Source organism: Humiphilus diazotrophicus (genome assembly GCF_059726315.1).
The window spans coordinates 6,254,690-6,269,444 of the sequence record NZ_AP040870.1 but is presented as its reverse complement, the minus strand read 5'-3'; the positions used below and the strand labels follow the sequence as shown (position 1 = coordinate 6,269,444).

12 protein-coding genes are annotated in these 14,755 nt (G+C 51.2%); 6 read left to right on the top strand and 6 right to left on the bottom strand.

All coding sequences use genetic code 11. The features are described 5' to 3' along the window. Positions 1-439 precede the first annotated feature (439 nt). From AC6I7T_RS25525 to add, 4 genes are all read left to right on the top strand, one after another. Positions 440-2,797 carry an APC family permease gene (locus AC6I7T_RS25525; RefSeq protein ID WP_497790591.1) on the top strand — a complete coding sequence of 786 codons (2,358 nt, stop codon included), beginning with the start codon at positions 440-442 and terminating at the stop codon, positions 2,795-2,797. Positions 2,798-3,124: 327 nt separating this feature from the next. Continuing rightward, the gene (locus tag AC6I7T_RS25520) at positions 3,125-3,310 is read left to right on the top strand and encodes a hypothetical protein (RefSeq protein WP_497790590.1); all 186 of its coding nucleotides are present in this window, start codon (positions 3,125-3,127) and stop codon (positions 3,308-3,310) included. A 14-nt stretch (positions 3,311-3,324) separates the two neighbouring features. Continuing rightward, complete coding sequence (locus AC6I7T_RS25515; protein ID WP_497790589.1) at positions 3,325-5,214, top strand: PLL family lectin; 1,890 nt, start codon at positions 3,325-3,327, stop codon at positions 5,212-5,214. A 135-nt stretch (positions 5,215-5,349) separates the two neighbouring features. Continuing rightward, positions 5,350-6,357 carry an adenosine deaminase gene (add, locus tag AC6I7T_RS25510; protein WP_497790588.1) on the top strand — a complete coding sequence of 336 codons (1,008 nt, stop codon included), beginning with the start codon at positions 5,350-5,352 and terminating at the stop codon, positions 6,355-6,357. An 81-nt stretch (positions 6,358-6,438) separates the two neighbouring features. Here the strand turns inward: add and AC6I7T_RS25505 are convergent, their stop codons facing one another. Continuing rightward, positions 6,439-6,753, bottom strand: a complete 315-nt coding sequence (locus AC6I7T_RS25505) for a putative quinol monooxygenase (RefSeq protein ID WP_497790587.1) — start codon at positions 6,751-6,753, stop codon at positions 6,439-6,441. 87 nt (positions 6,754-6,840) lie between these two features. After that, a complete protein-coding gene (locus AC6I7T_RS25500; RefSeq protein WP_497790586.1) occupies positions 6,841-7,653 on the bottom strand; it encodes an AraC family transcriptional regulator in 813 nt (270 codons plus the stop codon). 99 nt (positions 7,654-7,752) lie between these two features. On the opposite strand from AC6I7T_RS25500, the gene AC6I7T_RS25495 reads away from it, so the two are divergent. Together AC6I7T_RS25495 and AC6I7T_RS25490 are read left to right on the top strand one after the other, a co-directional pair. Continuing rightward, positions 7,753-8,535: a class I SAM-dependent methyltransferase gene (locus AC6I7T_RS25495; RefSeq protein ID WP_497790585.1), complete on the top strand. Its 783-nt coding sequence runs from the start codon at positions 7,753-7,755 to the stop codon at positions 8,533-8,535. A 215-nt stretch (positions 8,536-8,750) separates the two neighbouring features. Then, the gene (locus AC6I7T_RS25490; RefSeq protein ID WP_497790584.1) at positions 8,751-10,079 is read left to right on the top strand and encodes an alpha-amylase family glycosyl hydrolase; all 1,329 of its coding nucleotides are present in this window, start codon (positions 8,751-8,753) and stop codon (positions 10,077-10,079) included. 696 nt (positions 10,080-10,775) lie between these two features. On the opposite strand, the gene AC6I7T_RS25485 is transcribed toward AC6I7T_RS25490, so the two are convergent. The 4 genes from AC6I7T_RS25485 to AC6I7T_RS25470 form a co-directional block, all read right to left on the bottom strand. Next, the gene (locus AC6I7T_RS25485) at positions 10,776-11,006 is read right to left on the bottom strand and encodes a hypothetical protein (RefSeq protein WP_497790583.1); all 231 of its coding nucleotides are present in this window, start codon (positions 11,004-11,006) and stop codon (positions 10,776-10,778) included. A gap of 332 nt (positions 11,007-11,338) precedes the next feature. Further along, positions 11,339-11,554, bottom strand: a complete 216-nt coding sequence (locus AC6I7T_RS25480; RefSeq protein WP_497790582.1) for a hypothetical protein — start codon at positions 11,552-11,554, stop codon at positions 11,339-11,341. A gap of 275 nt (positions 11,555-11,829) precedes the next feature. After that, entirely contained in the window at positions 11,830-13,629 is a 1,800-nt protein-coding gene (locus tag AC6I7T_RS25475) for a VWA domain-containing protein (RefSeq protein WP_497790581.1), read from the bottom strand. A gap of 262 nt (positions 13,630-13,891) precedes the next feature. After that, positions 13,892-14,689 (bottom strand): glycosyltransferase family 2 protein, encoded by a 798-nt coding sequence (locus tag AC6I7T_RS25470; protein WP_497790580.1) that lies wholly within the window; start codon positions 14,687-14,689, stop codon positions 13,892-13,894. Positions 14,690-14,755 lie beyond the last annotated feature (66 nt).

Here is a 14,755-nt window from a genome sequence, read left to right as displayed (position 1 = left end):
CCGCCGACGCACAAGCCACCAGAACGGCCGGTCCTCAAGGGAGGTTCAGCTGTACCAGAATCAGGAATACCACTAAAGTTTTTAGAAACAGCGGTTTACACCTATATCCAAAAGTAATTGAAAAATAGGTATTTCAGGCCTCTTCAGGCTACAATCATTCTTGCTATGGGATTCGCACGTGCCGGGATGGACATCCTGGAAATTCTCTTTTTCATTGGAATCCTTGGATCGGGAGTGGTGGTAATCATCAGCTTTATTCAAGATATCCAAGAACTCTTCGGTGAAGAGTAGTCCTTTTGCCTGAGGGAATGTCCCGAAAGGCGCAACTTCTGACCAGCAGTGGATTGACCTGACTCGTCATCGGTCATACACTCAGCGCTGGGTGGCCTTGCGACAGCGCCAAAATCCGCTGGCGGATGCGTCACCTCGAATTGTCTCCATGTCACCTGAAAGAACGACCACTGCTCCGCCATCCGATCGCGTAAGACTCGTGGTCGCCTCGTCAGTGATGCTGACCTTCATCTCCTTTTGGAGGGCAGCCGCTGTAGTTTTGAACGACCTCGGCTCCTCTGCCTTTTACGCTGGCGGCATCGCAGAAGAAGCAGTCGGGAAAGCAGCTCCCTGGTTCATCTTGGGCGTTATGCTCTTTTCGTTTGCGGTTCGCGCCGTATACGTCGAGAGCTGTTCGATGTTTACCCGCGGTGGCGTCTACCGAGTCGTCAAAGAGGCTTTAGGCGGTACTTTCGCCAAAATCAGCGTCTCGGCCCTGATGTTCGATTACATCCTGACGGGACCGATCTCCGGTGTGTCTGCAGGACAGTACATCACCGGTTTGCTGAACGAACTATTTGTTGTCGGCGCTAGTCACGGCTTATTACCAGCAGCATTGATGACCGGCAAGCAGGCCATGCAGTTGCCGATGGACGGGACCTCCGCCGTTTTTGCTACTGCCGTTACTCTTTACTACTGGTACAAGAACATTCAAGGCATTGAAGAATCCAGCGATAAAGCCTTAAAAGTCATGCGAATAACCACCGTTATGGTGGTTATTCTTTTGGGCTGGGGTTTCTATTCGGTCTTTGCCAAGGGAGCACATCTACCGCCCTTCCCGACTCCGTCGAGTCTCAAGTTCAGTGACGATGCACTTGGAATTTTCCGCCATACCAAGTTTGCTACCGGTCTTGGCCTCTTTGGCATTCTGATCGCCTTTGGCCACTCGGTACTGGCTATGAGCGGAGAGGAGTCCCTGGCACAGGTTCATCGCGAAATCGAGCATCCGAAGCTCAAGAACCTGAAGCGCGCCGCGATTGTTATCGCGATCTACAGCTTCATTTTCACCGGCGTTGCATCTCTGCTCGCCGTGATGCTGATCCCCGATGCAGTACGCGTTCCGATCTACCGCGACAACCTGATCGCCGGTATGGCCATGTATATGACTGGCCCGATGGCGATGCGCATCGCCTTCCGCATCTTTGTTGTGATCGTCGGCTTTCTGATCCTCTCCGGTGCAATCAACACCTCGATGATCGGCTCCACGGGCGTGCTGATGCGCGTCGCAGAAGATGGAGTTCTGACCGACTGGTTCCGAAAACCGCAGAAGAAATACGGCACCAGCTACCGCATCGTGAATCTTGTTGCGGGAATGCAGCTCTTCACGATTATCGTGAGCCGAGGCAACGTCATCACCCTGGGCGAGGCATATGCTTTCGGCGTGATCTGGAGTTTTACCTTCAACAGCCTGGCAATGCTGGTGCTTCGATGGAAATACCATGGCCAGCGTGGCTGGAAGGTTCCACCAAACATCCGCATCGGAAAAATTGAAGTACCTGTTGGTCTGCTCTCGGTATTTCTGGTACTGTTCGTCGTCGCCATCGTCAATCTCTTCACCAAAGAGGTTGCTACCGTCAGCGGTATCGCTTTTGCCGGAACATTCTTTGCGATCTTTGCAATTTCCGAGAAGAAGAACCTGAAGAAGCACGCTGCTGCCGTACGGCAGATGAAGGAACACTTCCAGCTCGAACATGAAGACACTATCAGCCGCGATTCGCTCAAGATTCGTCCTGGCGCTGTCATGGTGACCATGCGCGATGCAGGTAATCCCTTCGCCTTGAAATGGGCTCTCTCTCGAACCAGCACCGAAGAACAGGACATCGTTGTCCTTACTGCCCGTATGATGGGCGCCGGCGGTCCCGATTACGTCGAATCGCAGCTCTTCAGCGAGCATGAGCAGATGATCTTTACTAAAGCTGTCTCGGTAGCGGAGAGCTTTGGGAAACACGTTTCATTGCTGGTAGTGCCTGCGGGCGACGTATTTGCAGCACTCGTCCAGACAGCGAATTCCCTGGATGTAGCCTCGGTCGTCTCCGGCCTCTCAAGCAGAATGTCTGCCGAAGATCAGGCCTATCATGTGGGACAAGCCTGGGAAGCGCTTTCGGAACCCAAACGGCAGTTCACATTCTTTGTTGTCAGCGCCGAGGGTGAAGCCAAGGTCTTCCACATCGGCCCGCATACACCAATCCTTCAGGCAGACGATATTCAGCTCGTCCATCGCCTATGGCTGAATTTCCGCCGCGATCCTGAAATTCAAGATCTACACCACAGCGATGTGTTGACCTATGCCCTGACCCGTTTGGCAGGTGAATATGCTCGCGACAAGCAGGAAATCCTGAAGGATCTACGGCGCTTCAAGAAGTCATCTCCTCCGCAAACCGGACTGCAGCAACGCCTGTATCCGGAGATGGGAGAGGCTCAGTCGGATTTCGCCATTCGCGCCCCCAGATCAACCGACGAACATTGATTTCAGTTTCAATCCCATCAAAACTACCTTGACAACCCAGCTGAGATTCGGAGTACGATTCGCGGCTGGGATTGGCCAGGGTAACTTCCCCTTCCGCTAAAGCAGAATCAGGGTAGATGTATCTGCAAGCCACTGAGGTTCGCACAGCTTTTCCGTCCCAAGGAGCTGGCTCCATGATCCCGTTGTCAATGAACGGGGTAGAAAGAACGAGCGCGTTTCGCGGCTCTTTGACGGCCTCAGCAAGAAGCTAAGATGCTCTGAACAAATCGTCTCCTGGCCCCAGAATTCTGACTTGGACCCGCTATTTCCTCACACAAAGGGGGTCATATGGACAGAAAGCAAAAGCAGGGGTCTCCGTCCACCGGGATCCACGAACAGCAAGAATCGGTAATTACTCCCGGCGGACCTCGCCCCCCCAATCAAGTTCACAGGGTCAAACATGGTCAGGCCGTCCGTCGTAATGAGGACGGAACCTACACCATCGTCCCCACCCAACAACCCAAAAAACAGTGAAAGGAGTCTCCACGATGCCAGACGAAGAGCTAGTGTTAACGCCGGGAGGCCTCCGGCACAAATCCCTGGTACACGCCATCGAAGTAGGACACCTGCTACGCAGGCTCTCCGATGGCAGTCTGCAAAAGATCGATCCTTACGGCAATATCGTAGGCCACTTCAACCCGATTCCCGAGCGACCGGAGTCAGGACCGTTGATGCCGAATAACGTGCACTTCCCTGCTCCAAAATCCGCCGGCAAGGTTCCATCCTACGGAAGCGGCTGGATCAGCTACGCCTATTGGAACAACAACACAGGAAATGCGGTTACATCGTTTGCAACGATGTGGATCGTGCCTCCGGTACCTGCCACCAACTCCGGACAGACAATCTTCCTCTTTAACGGAATCCAGAACTCTTCCATGATCTACCAACCAGTGCTTCAATACGGGCCTTCAGCCGCTGGCGGCGGTAACTACTGGGCCGTAGCATCCTGGTATGTCGATGGCCAGGGTGGACCGGCTTATCACAGCCAGCTCGTTCGGGTGAATCCCGGAGACGTCCTGGCAGGAATCATGCGCCTAACCGGAAGCAGCCCCACTGGCTTCGACTACAGCTGCGAATTCCAGGGAATTCCGTTAGCAAGTCTGCCCATACACAATGTCCAGCAGCTCACCTGGTGCGCCGAAACATTGGAAGCCTATGGAATCACGCAGCCTGCCGACTATCCAGCAACACAGGAGAGTGTATTCCAGGGAATCAGTGTCCAGACCGGCGGCATCAGGCCAACCGTCTCCTGGACAGCAGTCAACGCAGTTACAGATTGCGGACAGAAATGTGTTGTAGTCAGCAACTCAGCTGCGAATGGTGAAGTGGATATCTTCTACGGAAACTCCGAAGCAATTGTGCTGGCAAGCGTTGCGGCTGTAGCTTCCAACGCCGACGGGCGGTTGGAAGTCTTTGGCAATGGCAATAACCATGCTATTTGGCATAACTGGCAAACGGCTCCGAATAATGGCTGGTCGGGCTGGAGTTCCATGGGCGGGCTTCTGACCTCAGACCCGGCAGTCTTCACAAACATGGATGGGCGTCTCGAACTCTTTGCCCGAGGCGCAGACGATGCTTTATGGCACAGCTGGCAACTGGTTCCCAATGGTGGGTGGTCAGGGTGGAACTCTCTTGGTGGGAGCATCACCAGCGACCCGGCAATCGAGCGCAATGCCGACGGTCGTCTGGAGGCCTTCGCACGAGGAGCCGATAACGCCCTATGGCACAATTGGCAAACGTCGCCGGGCGGCGGATGGTCAGGATGGGTTTCCCTGGGCGGCATACTCACCAGCGATCCGGTTGTACACCACAATGCCGATGGACGGCTGGAGGTCTTTGCACGCGGTACGGATAACGCCGTCTGGCACCTCTGGCAAACCTCTCCGAACAATGGCTGGTCCCACTGGTCCTCGCTTGGAGGTGCAGTAACCAGTGTCTGCGCTGTTTGTCAGAATGGCGATGGCCGTCTGGAACTATTTGCCCGTGGCTCAGACAATGCAATCTGGCATATCTGGCAAGTGGTTCCGAATGGGGGATGGTCAGGCTGGGCCTCGCTCGGCGGCATCATCACTAGCGATCCTGTCATCGGAAGGAACGCCGATACACGTTTGGAACTCTTCGTCAGAGGAACCGATAATGCTGTCTGGCATATCTGGCAATTAGTCCCGAATGGAGGGTGGTCCGGTTGGGCTTCGCTTGGAGGAATCATCACTAGCGACATCGACGTAGGAAAAAATGCCGATGGACGCCTGGAGATCTTCGCCAGGGGAACCGACAAAGCGCTATGGCATATCTGGCAGGTAACACCGAATGGCGGATGGTCGAATTGGGGTTCGCTCGGAGGAATTCTCACTTCCGATCTGGCCGCCGTTGCATAGATAACATACGCTCATCGTCCATACTATGAATGCAACAAGATAACGCCAGGGTTTTGTGCCCTGGCGTTATCTTTAGACCTATCGAATTCAGGAGAGGGAAATTACTTTTTCGGCGAGCGACGATATCATTGCCTTATGCAAGATCTGCGCCATTCGCCAAAGGTAGAACTCCATCTGCATCTGGATTGTTCACTCAGTTTTCAGGCTGTATCCCGGCTTGAACCATCTGTCACGATGGAAGCTTATCGCCGCGAATATGTGGCACCTACCCGCTGCTCGAATCTTGCCGAATTTTTAAGTTGTGCGCCCAAAGGCGTACAACTCATGCAGACAGAAGAAGCTCTTGAGGTGGTTACAGAAGACCTCTTCCAACAGCTGGTTGAAGATGGAGTAATTTATGCAGAGCTACGCTTTGCGCCGCTGCTCCATCTGGATCGAGGATTAACCCCGGAGCGTGTAGCGGAAGTAGTCGACCGGACTACAGAGCGGATGATCCGCGAAACCGGAGTAGAAGCAAGGTTGATCCTTTGCACACTCAGGCACTTCACCGAAGAACAGAGTATGCAGACAGCAAAGCTGGCAAACAGGTTCAAAGGAAGCCGCATTGTCGCACTCGATATTGCGGGAGACGAAGCAGGCTTTCCTCTAGCGCCTCACATTTCCGCCTATCAATATGCTCATGCACAAGGATTATTCTGTACCGCTCATGCGGGAGAAGCCTGTGGCCCGGAAAGCGTGTGGGAAACACTCAAGCATCTCGGACCCAGCCGCATTGGGCATGGTACGCGTAGTGTTGAAGATCCCAAACTCGTCGAATTCCTTCGTGAATCGAATATCCATCTGGAACTGTGTCCCTCTTCGAATGTGCAAATCATTCCCTCAATTGAGAGCTGGGAACACCATCCGATTCATCGTCTCTATTCTGCAGGTGTATCGTTGAACGCCAATACGGATACCCGCATGCTCACCCCGACTACACTCACCAACGAGTACGCAGAGCTTGAAAAAGTCTTCGCCTGGGGATCGGAGCAATTTTGCGAGACCAATATTGCAGCCATTGATGCTGCCTTTATCGATGAAGCAACCAAAGAAAAATTACGGACTGTGATCAAGCAGACATATCTACCAGGATCGGATGCGTAGTTATCGTTGTAAAAAAATTAACCTTGTTGTTGTCCCATTCAAACTTTCTTTGAGCTTGAATGGGACAACAACGAATCAGTCTTACTTGCTCACACGCATATCTACGGGCGCAAAAGCACGCAGGTCCATCTCTCCATCGACAAGATTCGGAGCTTGCGCGATCAATTCGCGGAGTGGAGGAGTTTCCAGGTGCGTAGCCAAGTCTTCCTTGGACCGCCAAACTTCGTAAAAGAACCACAAATTCGAATCGTCGGCAGAGCGATGCAGATCATAAGCAATACATCCAGCTTCAGCTCGCGATGTGGGAATAAGCTTCTTCAGAGCAGCACCCAGCTCTTCAGCCTTTCCCTCCTTTGCCCGAATAAACGCAAGATTTGTGACGTAATTCGCACTCATCCATATTCTCCAAGTTAATCAGTATCTTCATTATCACGCATCTCGGAAAAACAAAGGTTCTTACCGCACAAACTTTTAGCTTTCCCTCTACTCAACCTCCTGAAATCTGCGTTGATATTGACTTGGAGTTTCGCCTGAAAAGTTTGTGAAGGCTTTGGAGAATGCACTTGGACTCTCGAAACCAATCTGTGAAGCTACCTCTATCACCCGCGTTCCCGGCTTGGTGAGCAGATCTAGAGCTTGTAAAAGGCGCACTTTGGTCAGGTAATCTCGCCATGTAATCCCCACCTGGGTTAGGAAGTGCCTGCGAAAGTTCCGCACAGACATAGCAGCCGCAGCACTGGCACCTTCGACCCTGGCAACTTGGAAATGCTGCAAAGTGTAGTCCAACGCCCGCCCAATCTGCGGGTGATCCGTTTGGGGCAGCCAGAAGGGCATTTCCTCTTGCAGCCATTCCTTGCAAAGCATGGCGAAGGTGCGGAAATAAAGATCCCGGGAAGGGTCACGCTTACGATCCTTAACTTTCCAGCGCATCGCATATTTCACCATCTCGCGAAGGAGTGGTGGAGCTGCAATCACTCGAATCGGTTCTACCTGCCAGGTAATCCATCGTGGAGCAAAGAAGACGCTGCCGCTGATTACGTTAGGAATAGTTGTACGATGCAGAGTTCCAGCCGCAATCCAGGCCGCACGCTGCGGAGGGAGAAAATAGCGGGCATGCCCGACCTCGACACAAGCCGTGCCCTGGATGGCATAGAGCAGTTGATGATACGGATGCTTATGCCAATCGTAACGAACATTGCGAAGCTCTTCGTAATGTGCAAACCCCAAAGTGTGTGGTGCATTTATTCCCACTTTTCGCAAGTGATTGCCTGTTGCTCTTCTGTCTAGGTCCTTCATATCTTAAGAAAATAGCTCTCCGGATTGTTTGGCCGCTCAGAAGATGATTATGGCCGATAAGCGATTGAAGGCCAAGCCGCTTGAGACCATACTGAGGCAATGACGGATATCGCAAAAGAACATGCCTCTCGCATCCTCGATCAATTCACACGGCAAGCGGAACCATTTGCCCAGGCACCCGCTCATTCCACTGAAGAATCACTTCAGATTTTTCTAGACTCGATCGCGGTGACCCCCTCCGATATTGCCCTTGACGTAGCTTGCGGACCTGGAATCATCAGCTGTGAGCTGGCCGCCAAAGCACATCATGTAACGGGCACCGATCTGGTTCCGGCCATGATTGAGCAGGCAAGTAAGCGACAGGCCGAGAAAAACCTGTCCAATATCCATTGGCAAATCGGAGAAGCCGAGAATCTTCCTTTTGCGGATAACACCTTTTCTCTCGTTGTTACCCGGTATTCCTTTCACCACCTGCTCCATCCGGAGCTTGTACTGGCGGAGATGAAAAGAGTCTGCCAACCAGGAGGAAGAGTTGCCGTCTGCGATGTTACACCCCGGCCGGAGTCGATACAGGCGTATGACGAACTGGAAACTTTGAGAGATCCTTCCCATGTTAGAGCGCTCTCGCTCGATCAACTGAGAGAACTTGGAACTACCGCAAGGCTGAAATATCTACGCAGCGCCACATATGGGTTATTAACAAAGATGGAAGAGCTGCTACAAGCTTCCTTCCCTCCCGCAGGAAATACCGAGATCTTTCGCCGGAGAGTGACTGAAGATATGGGAACCGATAACCTTTCTATCCAGGCCTATCGCAATGGCGAGGAGATTCTATTCCGTTTCCCCGTTTCTATTGTTGTTTGGGAGAAACCTTCTGCTTAGCGGAGCACACAGATTAATCCTGCAAAATTGCCGAGTAACCCCCGATTCCTCCAACAGATTCGATCTCACTGAAACGTTGATACCAAAGTTTTAAGAATTCAGTGGTATTGTAGTGGGTCCCGGACAGGACTCCGGCGCGCAACGCCAGGAGTCCTTCTCGAATTCTGTGTATCGCTCTCTCCGCTTTACAGCGCATAACGGCTAGGAGGAAACATATGGGAGTCCTGATGCAGGCGTTTTACTGGAACTGCCCTTCTATCGAGCACAAAGAGGCTGCGTGGTGGGGACACCTGCAAACATTTATCCCGGAATTAGCCCAGGATGGCTTCACGGCTCTATGGCTTCCTCCCGCGTCTAAAGCTGCAGAATGGAATTCCATGGGGTATGACCCATACGATTACTTCGACCTCGGCGAGTTCGATCAAAAGGGACGTAAGGAAACATGGTTTGGCAGCAGGCAGGCACTAAAAGACCTGGTCACCACTGCTCATAAAAGTCAAATGCAGCTCTATGCCGATGTGGTGCTCAACCATAACTCGGGAGCCGATGAAAAGGAAGAAAATCCTCTCGATAACCAATGGCGTTGGACAAAGTTCTCGCCTCGCAGTGGACAATTCCCACGTGATTGGAAGTGCTTCCATCCAAGCCGCTATGAAAGCATGGATAACGAGGCCTTCAGCGGCATGCCCGACTTATGCCATCGCAATCCCAGCGTCTATACAGCGATGATGGAACATACACGCATTCTCTTTGAGGAGATTGGCTTCGATGGCTTCCGCTTCGACTTTGTAAAGGGCTATGGCCCCTGGCTGGTTAAAGCAATCGCCGAATACCGTTATAGCCGCGATGGAGCAACCCTCAAACCTTTCTGCGTTGGAGAATGCTGGGCATCGGACCGCAGCATTTTGGATTGGATGCAGGCCGTTAATTCCTTCATGGATAACCCGGTCGCAGCCTTCGATTTTCCTCTCCACTACAACTTAAAAGGACTCTGCGATCTCTACGGCTTCGACTTGCACTTCCTTACTTCCGGGACTGTCGTTGAAACATCACCCAATCTCGCCGTCACCTTCGTCGATAACCACGACACAGTTCGCGATCCCGGGAACTCGGTCATAAACGATAAGCTCCTTGCCTACGCAGTGATTCTCACGCATGAGGGATATCCTTGTGTCTTCTGGCAAGACTATTACGACTTTCACTTGGCGGAACGCGGCACCCGCAACGGCATCGCAGCTCTCGTGGCAGCGCATGAATGTTTTGCAGCAGGAAGCAGCACGGTTCTGTACTGCGATCATGATTTATACATCATGCAGCGCTCCGGCTGGGGAACCCAACCAGGACTTATCCTTGTCCTGAATAATCGTGGAGACCAGTGGAGTGGTAGCAGGATTCACTCTAAGTGGCAGAATACACGCCTGCAACCGGTAGCATGGTGGAGCAAGGTTGATCGTTCCCGTCCGGACGACAAGTGGACAGGCAACAATGGAGAAGTTGATCTTTGGGCACCACCACGCGGGTATTCGGTATACGCACCGCAATAATCTGAGCTAAGCAGCATGAACGATCCAAATCGTTCATGCTGCTCAATGGAGTTTGTACAATTTTCTGAGCCGAAGGAAGTAGAAGTCTTTGATTCTCTGGATGTCTTCCAGAGAATTACGCAGTTTGCTGTGTGTCAGGGCTGGCCTTTTAAAGCATTTCCCGAAATACTGTGAACTTTCCAAGTAGGGTGAAGAGCGGCTTTCTTTGGCGGAAAGCCGCACCAACCTCTATTGCTTCGATCTACATCTTTTCGGGAAATGCTCCAGGCCTGCCGAAGAAAGTATTTCTATGAAAAACAGACATTCTCGGTAACAAGAGTACGAATTGAGAGCGATGGCCTGGAGCCAACTTGCTTTATGGATCAAGATGAGTGGTCAACAAAATTTCTATGTGACAAGTAGTTCGAAGCACTAACCATAAATTGGAGCCTCAAGCCATCTACTTAACTCCAAAGCCGCAGCTGTCCGATTTTGCTTATGTCACCGAGAATGTCTAAATCCTCTCTGGAAGACCTTGCGGCGGGCCTAAAAGACCAGCCCTGACACACAGCAAAACAGCGAAGTACAAAGAGTTTTTGCTCTTCAATCACCCAAGCTGGCAATTATGCCCTACGTATGACAGTTCTAGTTCAAGGATCGCATCGCATAGTTCGGCCGCTAGGCGCGACTTTCATTCTTTTTGGGAACGCACACAGATCAGGCAACCTTCTTTACGGGAAACTCCAGTAGGGCAAGAAGATCTTCCAAATTCAGTTCCGCAGCAAATCTGTCTTCCATGACGGCGTACTGTGCCATATTGTTTTCATCAATGGTGAGACGGACAAACTCAATGCCGTTTGACCACAACTCGGTGTTATCTTCTTCGCTATCCTCCACGCACCGATAGCTACAGTGGCCAAGAAACACCCGCATGGGATCGCTTTGCATGGTACCTCCTCATTCACAGCGATACCCGGCAAGAAGATGTTCTTGCCAGTGTGGAGAATATGCGTGCCTCAGAGAGCACAAAAACCAAGCAACGCATGCTTCATCCCTATACACGCTGAACTCGCCTCACGGAATGAGATGCATTCTTTGCCGCTTTCTCGTAATTTCTCTTTTGATGAAAATGAATTTCAATAAGGAGCAAACACAGGTATACCCACACAACGAGAGAAGAAGATGTAAGTTTCAGCTTGTCGGGAATCCCTTGTGCCGAGTTCCTTGGACAAGGAACTCAGCTATTTCGGGAGGCAGATTAGAGTCGATCAAAAGTTAAATTAAGCAATTTGAGAGAGTGGTTCTGATATTGCCATCTGCAGCTCTTGAAGATTTACTTCCTCCATAGAACGACCTTCTAAAACCGCATACTGAGCTATGTTCTTCTCATCGATGACGAGAGTAACGGCTTCTACACCGTTCGACCACAATTCACAACTTCTCTTATCGCTGGTCTCTATTAGCGAATATCCGCATCGGAATAAATGAGACTTCATAGGATCACTCCACATCTGGCTACCTCCGTGAGTCCTAAGATGCTTCTGCTCTCCGGAGTGTATCGAATCGATACAGGAAAACAAAAAGTACCTCGAACCTACGGGAAACCTTTTGAGAATAGAGGCAGCCAGGGCTACCTCATCACCCGAAGGTTTCCGCCTTAGCATTACTATCGGCGGCAGGAGAAGATGGAATAGAGGAGAAAATCAGACAGACGCAAGACCTTAACGCCAAACAGAGGGCTGCCCTATCTAAATACCTAAATAGCTTAAGGTTAAGGGTGGCTGGCAGAGGTCTGGAGCCTGACCTCCGCTAAGGGAAATTCAAGCGAGCCAATTCTCTCCCTCTCCATATCGCGAATACCCAAACGAATGAAGAACTTCCCTTTTGCAGGAATGGCAATCTTCTGGTCGACTCCAAGACTATTTTCGCGAATCAACTGGTAGCCATCCGGGCCGATATTGACATGAGCGGTAAAGATGATTGAGTTTACAGTCTCGCCTTCCTCGTCATAGACCACAGCACAAAACTGGAGATCTCGATGAAAACGATTGTCAGCTCCAGCAACCAACTGAAGTTGTTCCGAAGTGATGGAGTCATGAATCTGGTAATAACGAAAGGGCAGATCTCTCCATTTGGGGAGCAGATAATTCCCAGCAGGCATCGGCTCATTCTTCTTTAGCTTCTCGACACCGGAGGAAGAGACGACCTTAGCCTCAAATACGATCTCCGTTGACGGCACAGCACCAAATACCATGGCCTTCTGTAACGGTGTTTGAGGCGGAGCACTTACTCCAGGTAAAGTAGCGCCCCGCACTGAAAAAGGATGTACTGAGGTTTCTTTGTCATGCTGAGCGAATGAAGGATATATGCCGTTGGCATAATATCCTTTCCTGTAGGAAACATGGAGTTCAGGTGTATTGAGAACTATGCGGATCTTTCGGAATCGTCCATCCCATCGATGATTGCTCGGGCTATACGAGATCGTATAGTAACTGGAGCCATCCTTTATCGCATCGTCAACAGCTTGTCCTACATCGTTCCTATCAAAAAAGGCCCTTCCTCCGGTGGCAGACGCGATTCCAGACATAGCACCATGTTCGAAAATCATCTGCTGAAGGACGGGATCGGGCTGCTTAAAATCGACCTGAGCCTTGCTCGCATCCAGTCGTGAATCTGTCACCAGACCACGCACATCAACGGGATACACTGCAACCCGGTTGAGAGTGAGTACTTCCGTGGTCCCGGAAGCGTCCGCCACAAAATTCGCCCTGTCGGAAAAAGGATCTCCCTCTTCGGAACGCGATAATCCAGGAACCTCTCCAGCTGAAAGCCAAACCAGGTTCTTTCTACCAGGGTAGCCCGCCAGATACTGACTAAGTCGTACAAAGGCAGATCGCCGGTCTTCTCGGGCCTGTGAAACCGAAGCCGCAGGAAAAGAGAGATGAACGATATTGCCTATGGCACTGACAGCCTTTCGTAACTCCGCAGGATCCGCGGTGAAGCCGTGAAGCATGCGTAACCCGGAAGGGTCCATCAAGAATATGGCAACAGGATTTCCAACAGGCAATTTGTCCAGAACAGCCAGCAACTGCTGACGCAGATACATTTGATGTCGGAGTTGAGCAGCACTTACTCCTGGAATATCTACAAGCAAAACCGTCAGTGCACCGTTAGCTTCGACAGGAGTGAAGTTCGTAAAGATATTCGGTCCGCTTGGTTTCCGGCTCCTCACACCCACCATCGAGGAGCTATCGTCTATTGTCTTTGAAAAACTGCTAAGCTTCTGGCGAACTCCGTCTTCGAAGATTTGAAAATCCGATTCCTTCAGGTCCTTTACCGATTTTCCATCCTTGTCGACTACACCCACATCGAGAAGTACTAAATGGGCATTCACCTTGAAGCTTGATTGTTCTCTGTCAGCAATAGGGGTATTACGCGGATCAGAGGCAGTGCCGGTCTTCTGTGTAGGTTGGGCAGTATTGGCCGAACGAGGCTGAAGCTGTTGCGCTAATCCGCCCTTCGCCAAAATCAAGCAAAGCAGCAGACCAACATAAACTTTATACACTTTCATTGATATCAGAGCCGAAAAACAGTGATATACCCTCCGCAAGACCCCGTCAAAAATTCGATATCTCTATGCGGAACAGCTCGCCTGCGAACGATGAAGGTGTATAGATAGTAGGAATATTTACGGGATTAGTAGCCAGAGAGGACTTGATTTCAAGTTATCCCATTCCTACTCCAGGACACGCGGTTTTGTGTTCTGGGTAGGAATGGGAATCCCCCGAATAATCCATGTTGGGTTTGGTCTTGAATTCAGAGAAGCAGAGACTTCAGCTCTGCTTCTCAAACAGAAACGCCTCATCCGATTCCGAAGTCGGCAATTCTGAGGCTGGAAAACGAAATATCGAATTATGACTTATCCCCATCTTGGCTGCCATGCATTGGAATGTCGTCTTGACGACTCCCAAGCCATACTTCATACTTCGGCGGAAGTTGATTGAGGAGGCCTCTTCGAAATAACGTGTCGGGCAGGAGACTTCTCCGATGCGGGCATTGAGCGCGATGCACTGAGCAAGCACCTGGTTGTCAAAGACAAAGTCATCGGAATTACGATCGAAGGGAAGCGAGAGCAGCAACTGTCGGCTGTAGGCACGGAAGCCTGTGTGATACTCCGACAAGCGGGCACCGAGACAAAGGTTCTGAAACTTGGTCAGCAGGCGATTGGATACATATTTATAAAGCGGCATCCCGCCCTGCAGCGCCTTTCCACCTAAGATTCTGGAGCCCAGCGCAAGATCGTAGGTCCCATACGCAATCATACTGGCCATAGCGGCAATCAACAGCGGAGAATACTGATAATCGGGGTGGACCATAACCACGACATCGGCACCGCGATTGAGCGCAGTAAGATAACAGGTCTTCTGGTTGCCTCCATAGCCACAATTGCGCTCATGAACTTCTACGGTCAGGCCAAGGCTCCTGGCCACTGCAACCGTCTCATCTGAACTGTGATCGTCTACAAGAATGATTTCATCAACAACGTCTGGGATATCTCGAACAGTCGCCTTCAGGGTTTTTGCTGCGTTGTATGCAGGTAGTACTGCGACTATACGTTTCTGATTGATCATCGTCTATTTCGCCATACTTTCTCGGAGTCCAGGCGCAAGTCCTCGCAGTTGTTCTTTGATGTCGAG

Bases quoted from the DNA above. Each gene is read 5' to 3' on its own strand.
- AC6I7T_RS25525 (WP_497790591.1), top strand. From the start codon at position 440: ATGTCACCTGAAAGAACGACCACTGCTCCGCCATCCGATCGCGTAAGA.
- AC6I7T_RS25520 (WP_497790590.1), top strand. From the start codon at position 3,125: ATGGACAGAAAGCAAAAGCAGGGGTCTCCGTCCACCGGGATCCACGAA.
- AC6I7T_RS25515 (WP_497790589.1), top strand. From the start codon at position 3,325: ATGCCAGACGAAGAGCTAGTGTTAACGCCGGGAGGCCTCCGGCACAAA.
- add (WP_497790588.1), top strand. From the start codon at position 5,350: ATGCAAGATCTGCGCCATTCGCCAAAGGTAGAACTCCATCTGCATCTG.
- AC6I7T_RS25505 (WP_497790587.1), bottom strand. From the start codon at position 6,753: ATGAGTGCGAATTACGTCACAAATCTTGCGTTTATTCGGGCAAAGGAG.
- AC6I7T_RS25500 (WP_497790586.1), bottom strand. From the start codon at position 7,653: ATGAAGGACCTAGACAGAAGAGCAACAGGCAATCACTTGCGAAAAGTG.
- AC6I7T_RS25495 (WP_497790585.1), top strand. From the start codon at position 7,753: ATGACGGATATCGCAAAAGAACATGCCTCTCGCATCCTCGATCAATTC.
- AC6I7T_RS25490 (WP_497790584.1), top strand. From the start codon at position 8,751: ATGGGAGTCCTGATGCAGGCGTTTTACTGGAACTGCCCTTCTATCGAG.
- AC6I7T_RS25485 (WP_497790583.1), bottom strand. From the start codon at position 11,006: ATGCAAAGCGATCCCATGCGGGTGTTTCTTGGCCACTGTAGCTATCGG.
- AC6I7T_RS25480 (WP_497790582.1), bottom strand. From the start codon at position 11,554: ATGAAGTCTCATTTATTCCGATGCGGATATTCGCTAATAGAGACCAGC.
- AC6I7T_RS25475 (WP_497790581.1), bottom strand. From the start codon at position 13,629: ATGAAAGTGTATAAAGTTTATGTTGGTCTGCTGCTTTGCTTGATTTTG.
- AC6I7T_RS25470 (WP_497790580.1), bottom strand. From the start codon at position 14,689: ATGATCAATCAGAAACGTATAGTCGCAGTACTACCTGCATACAACGCA.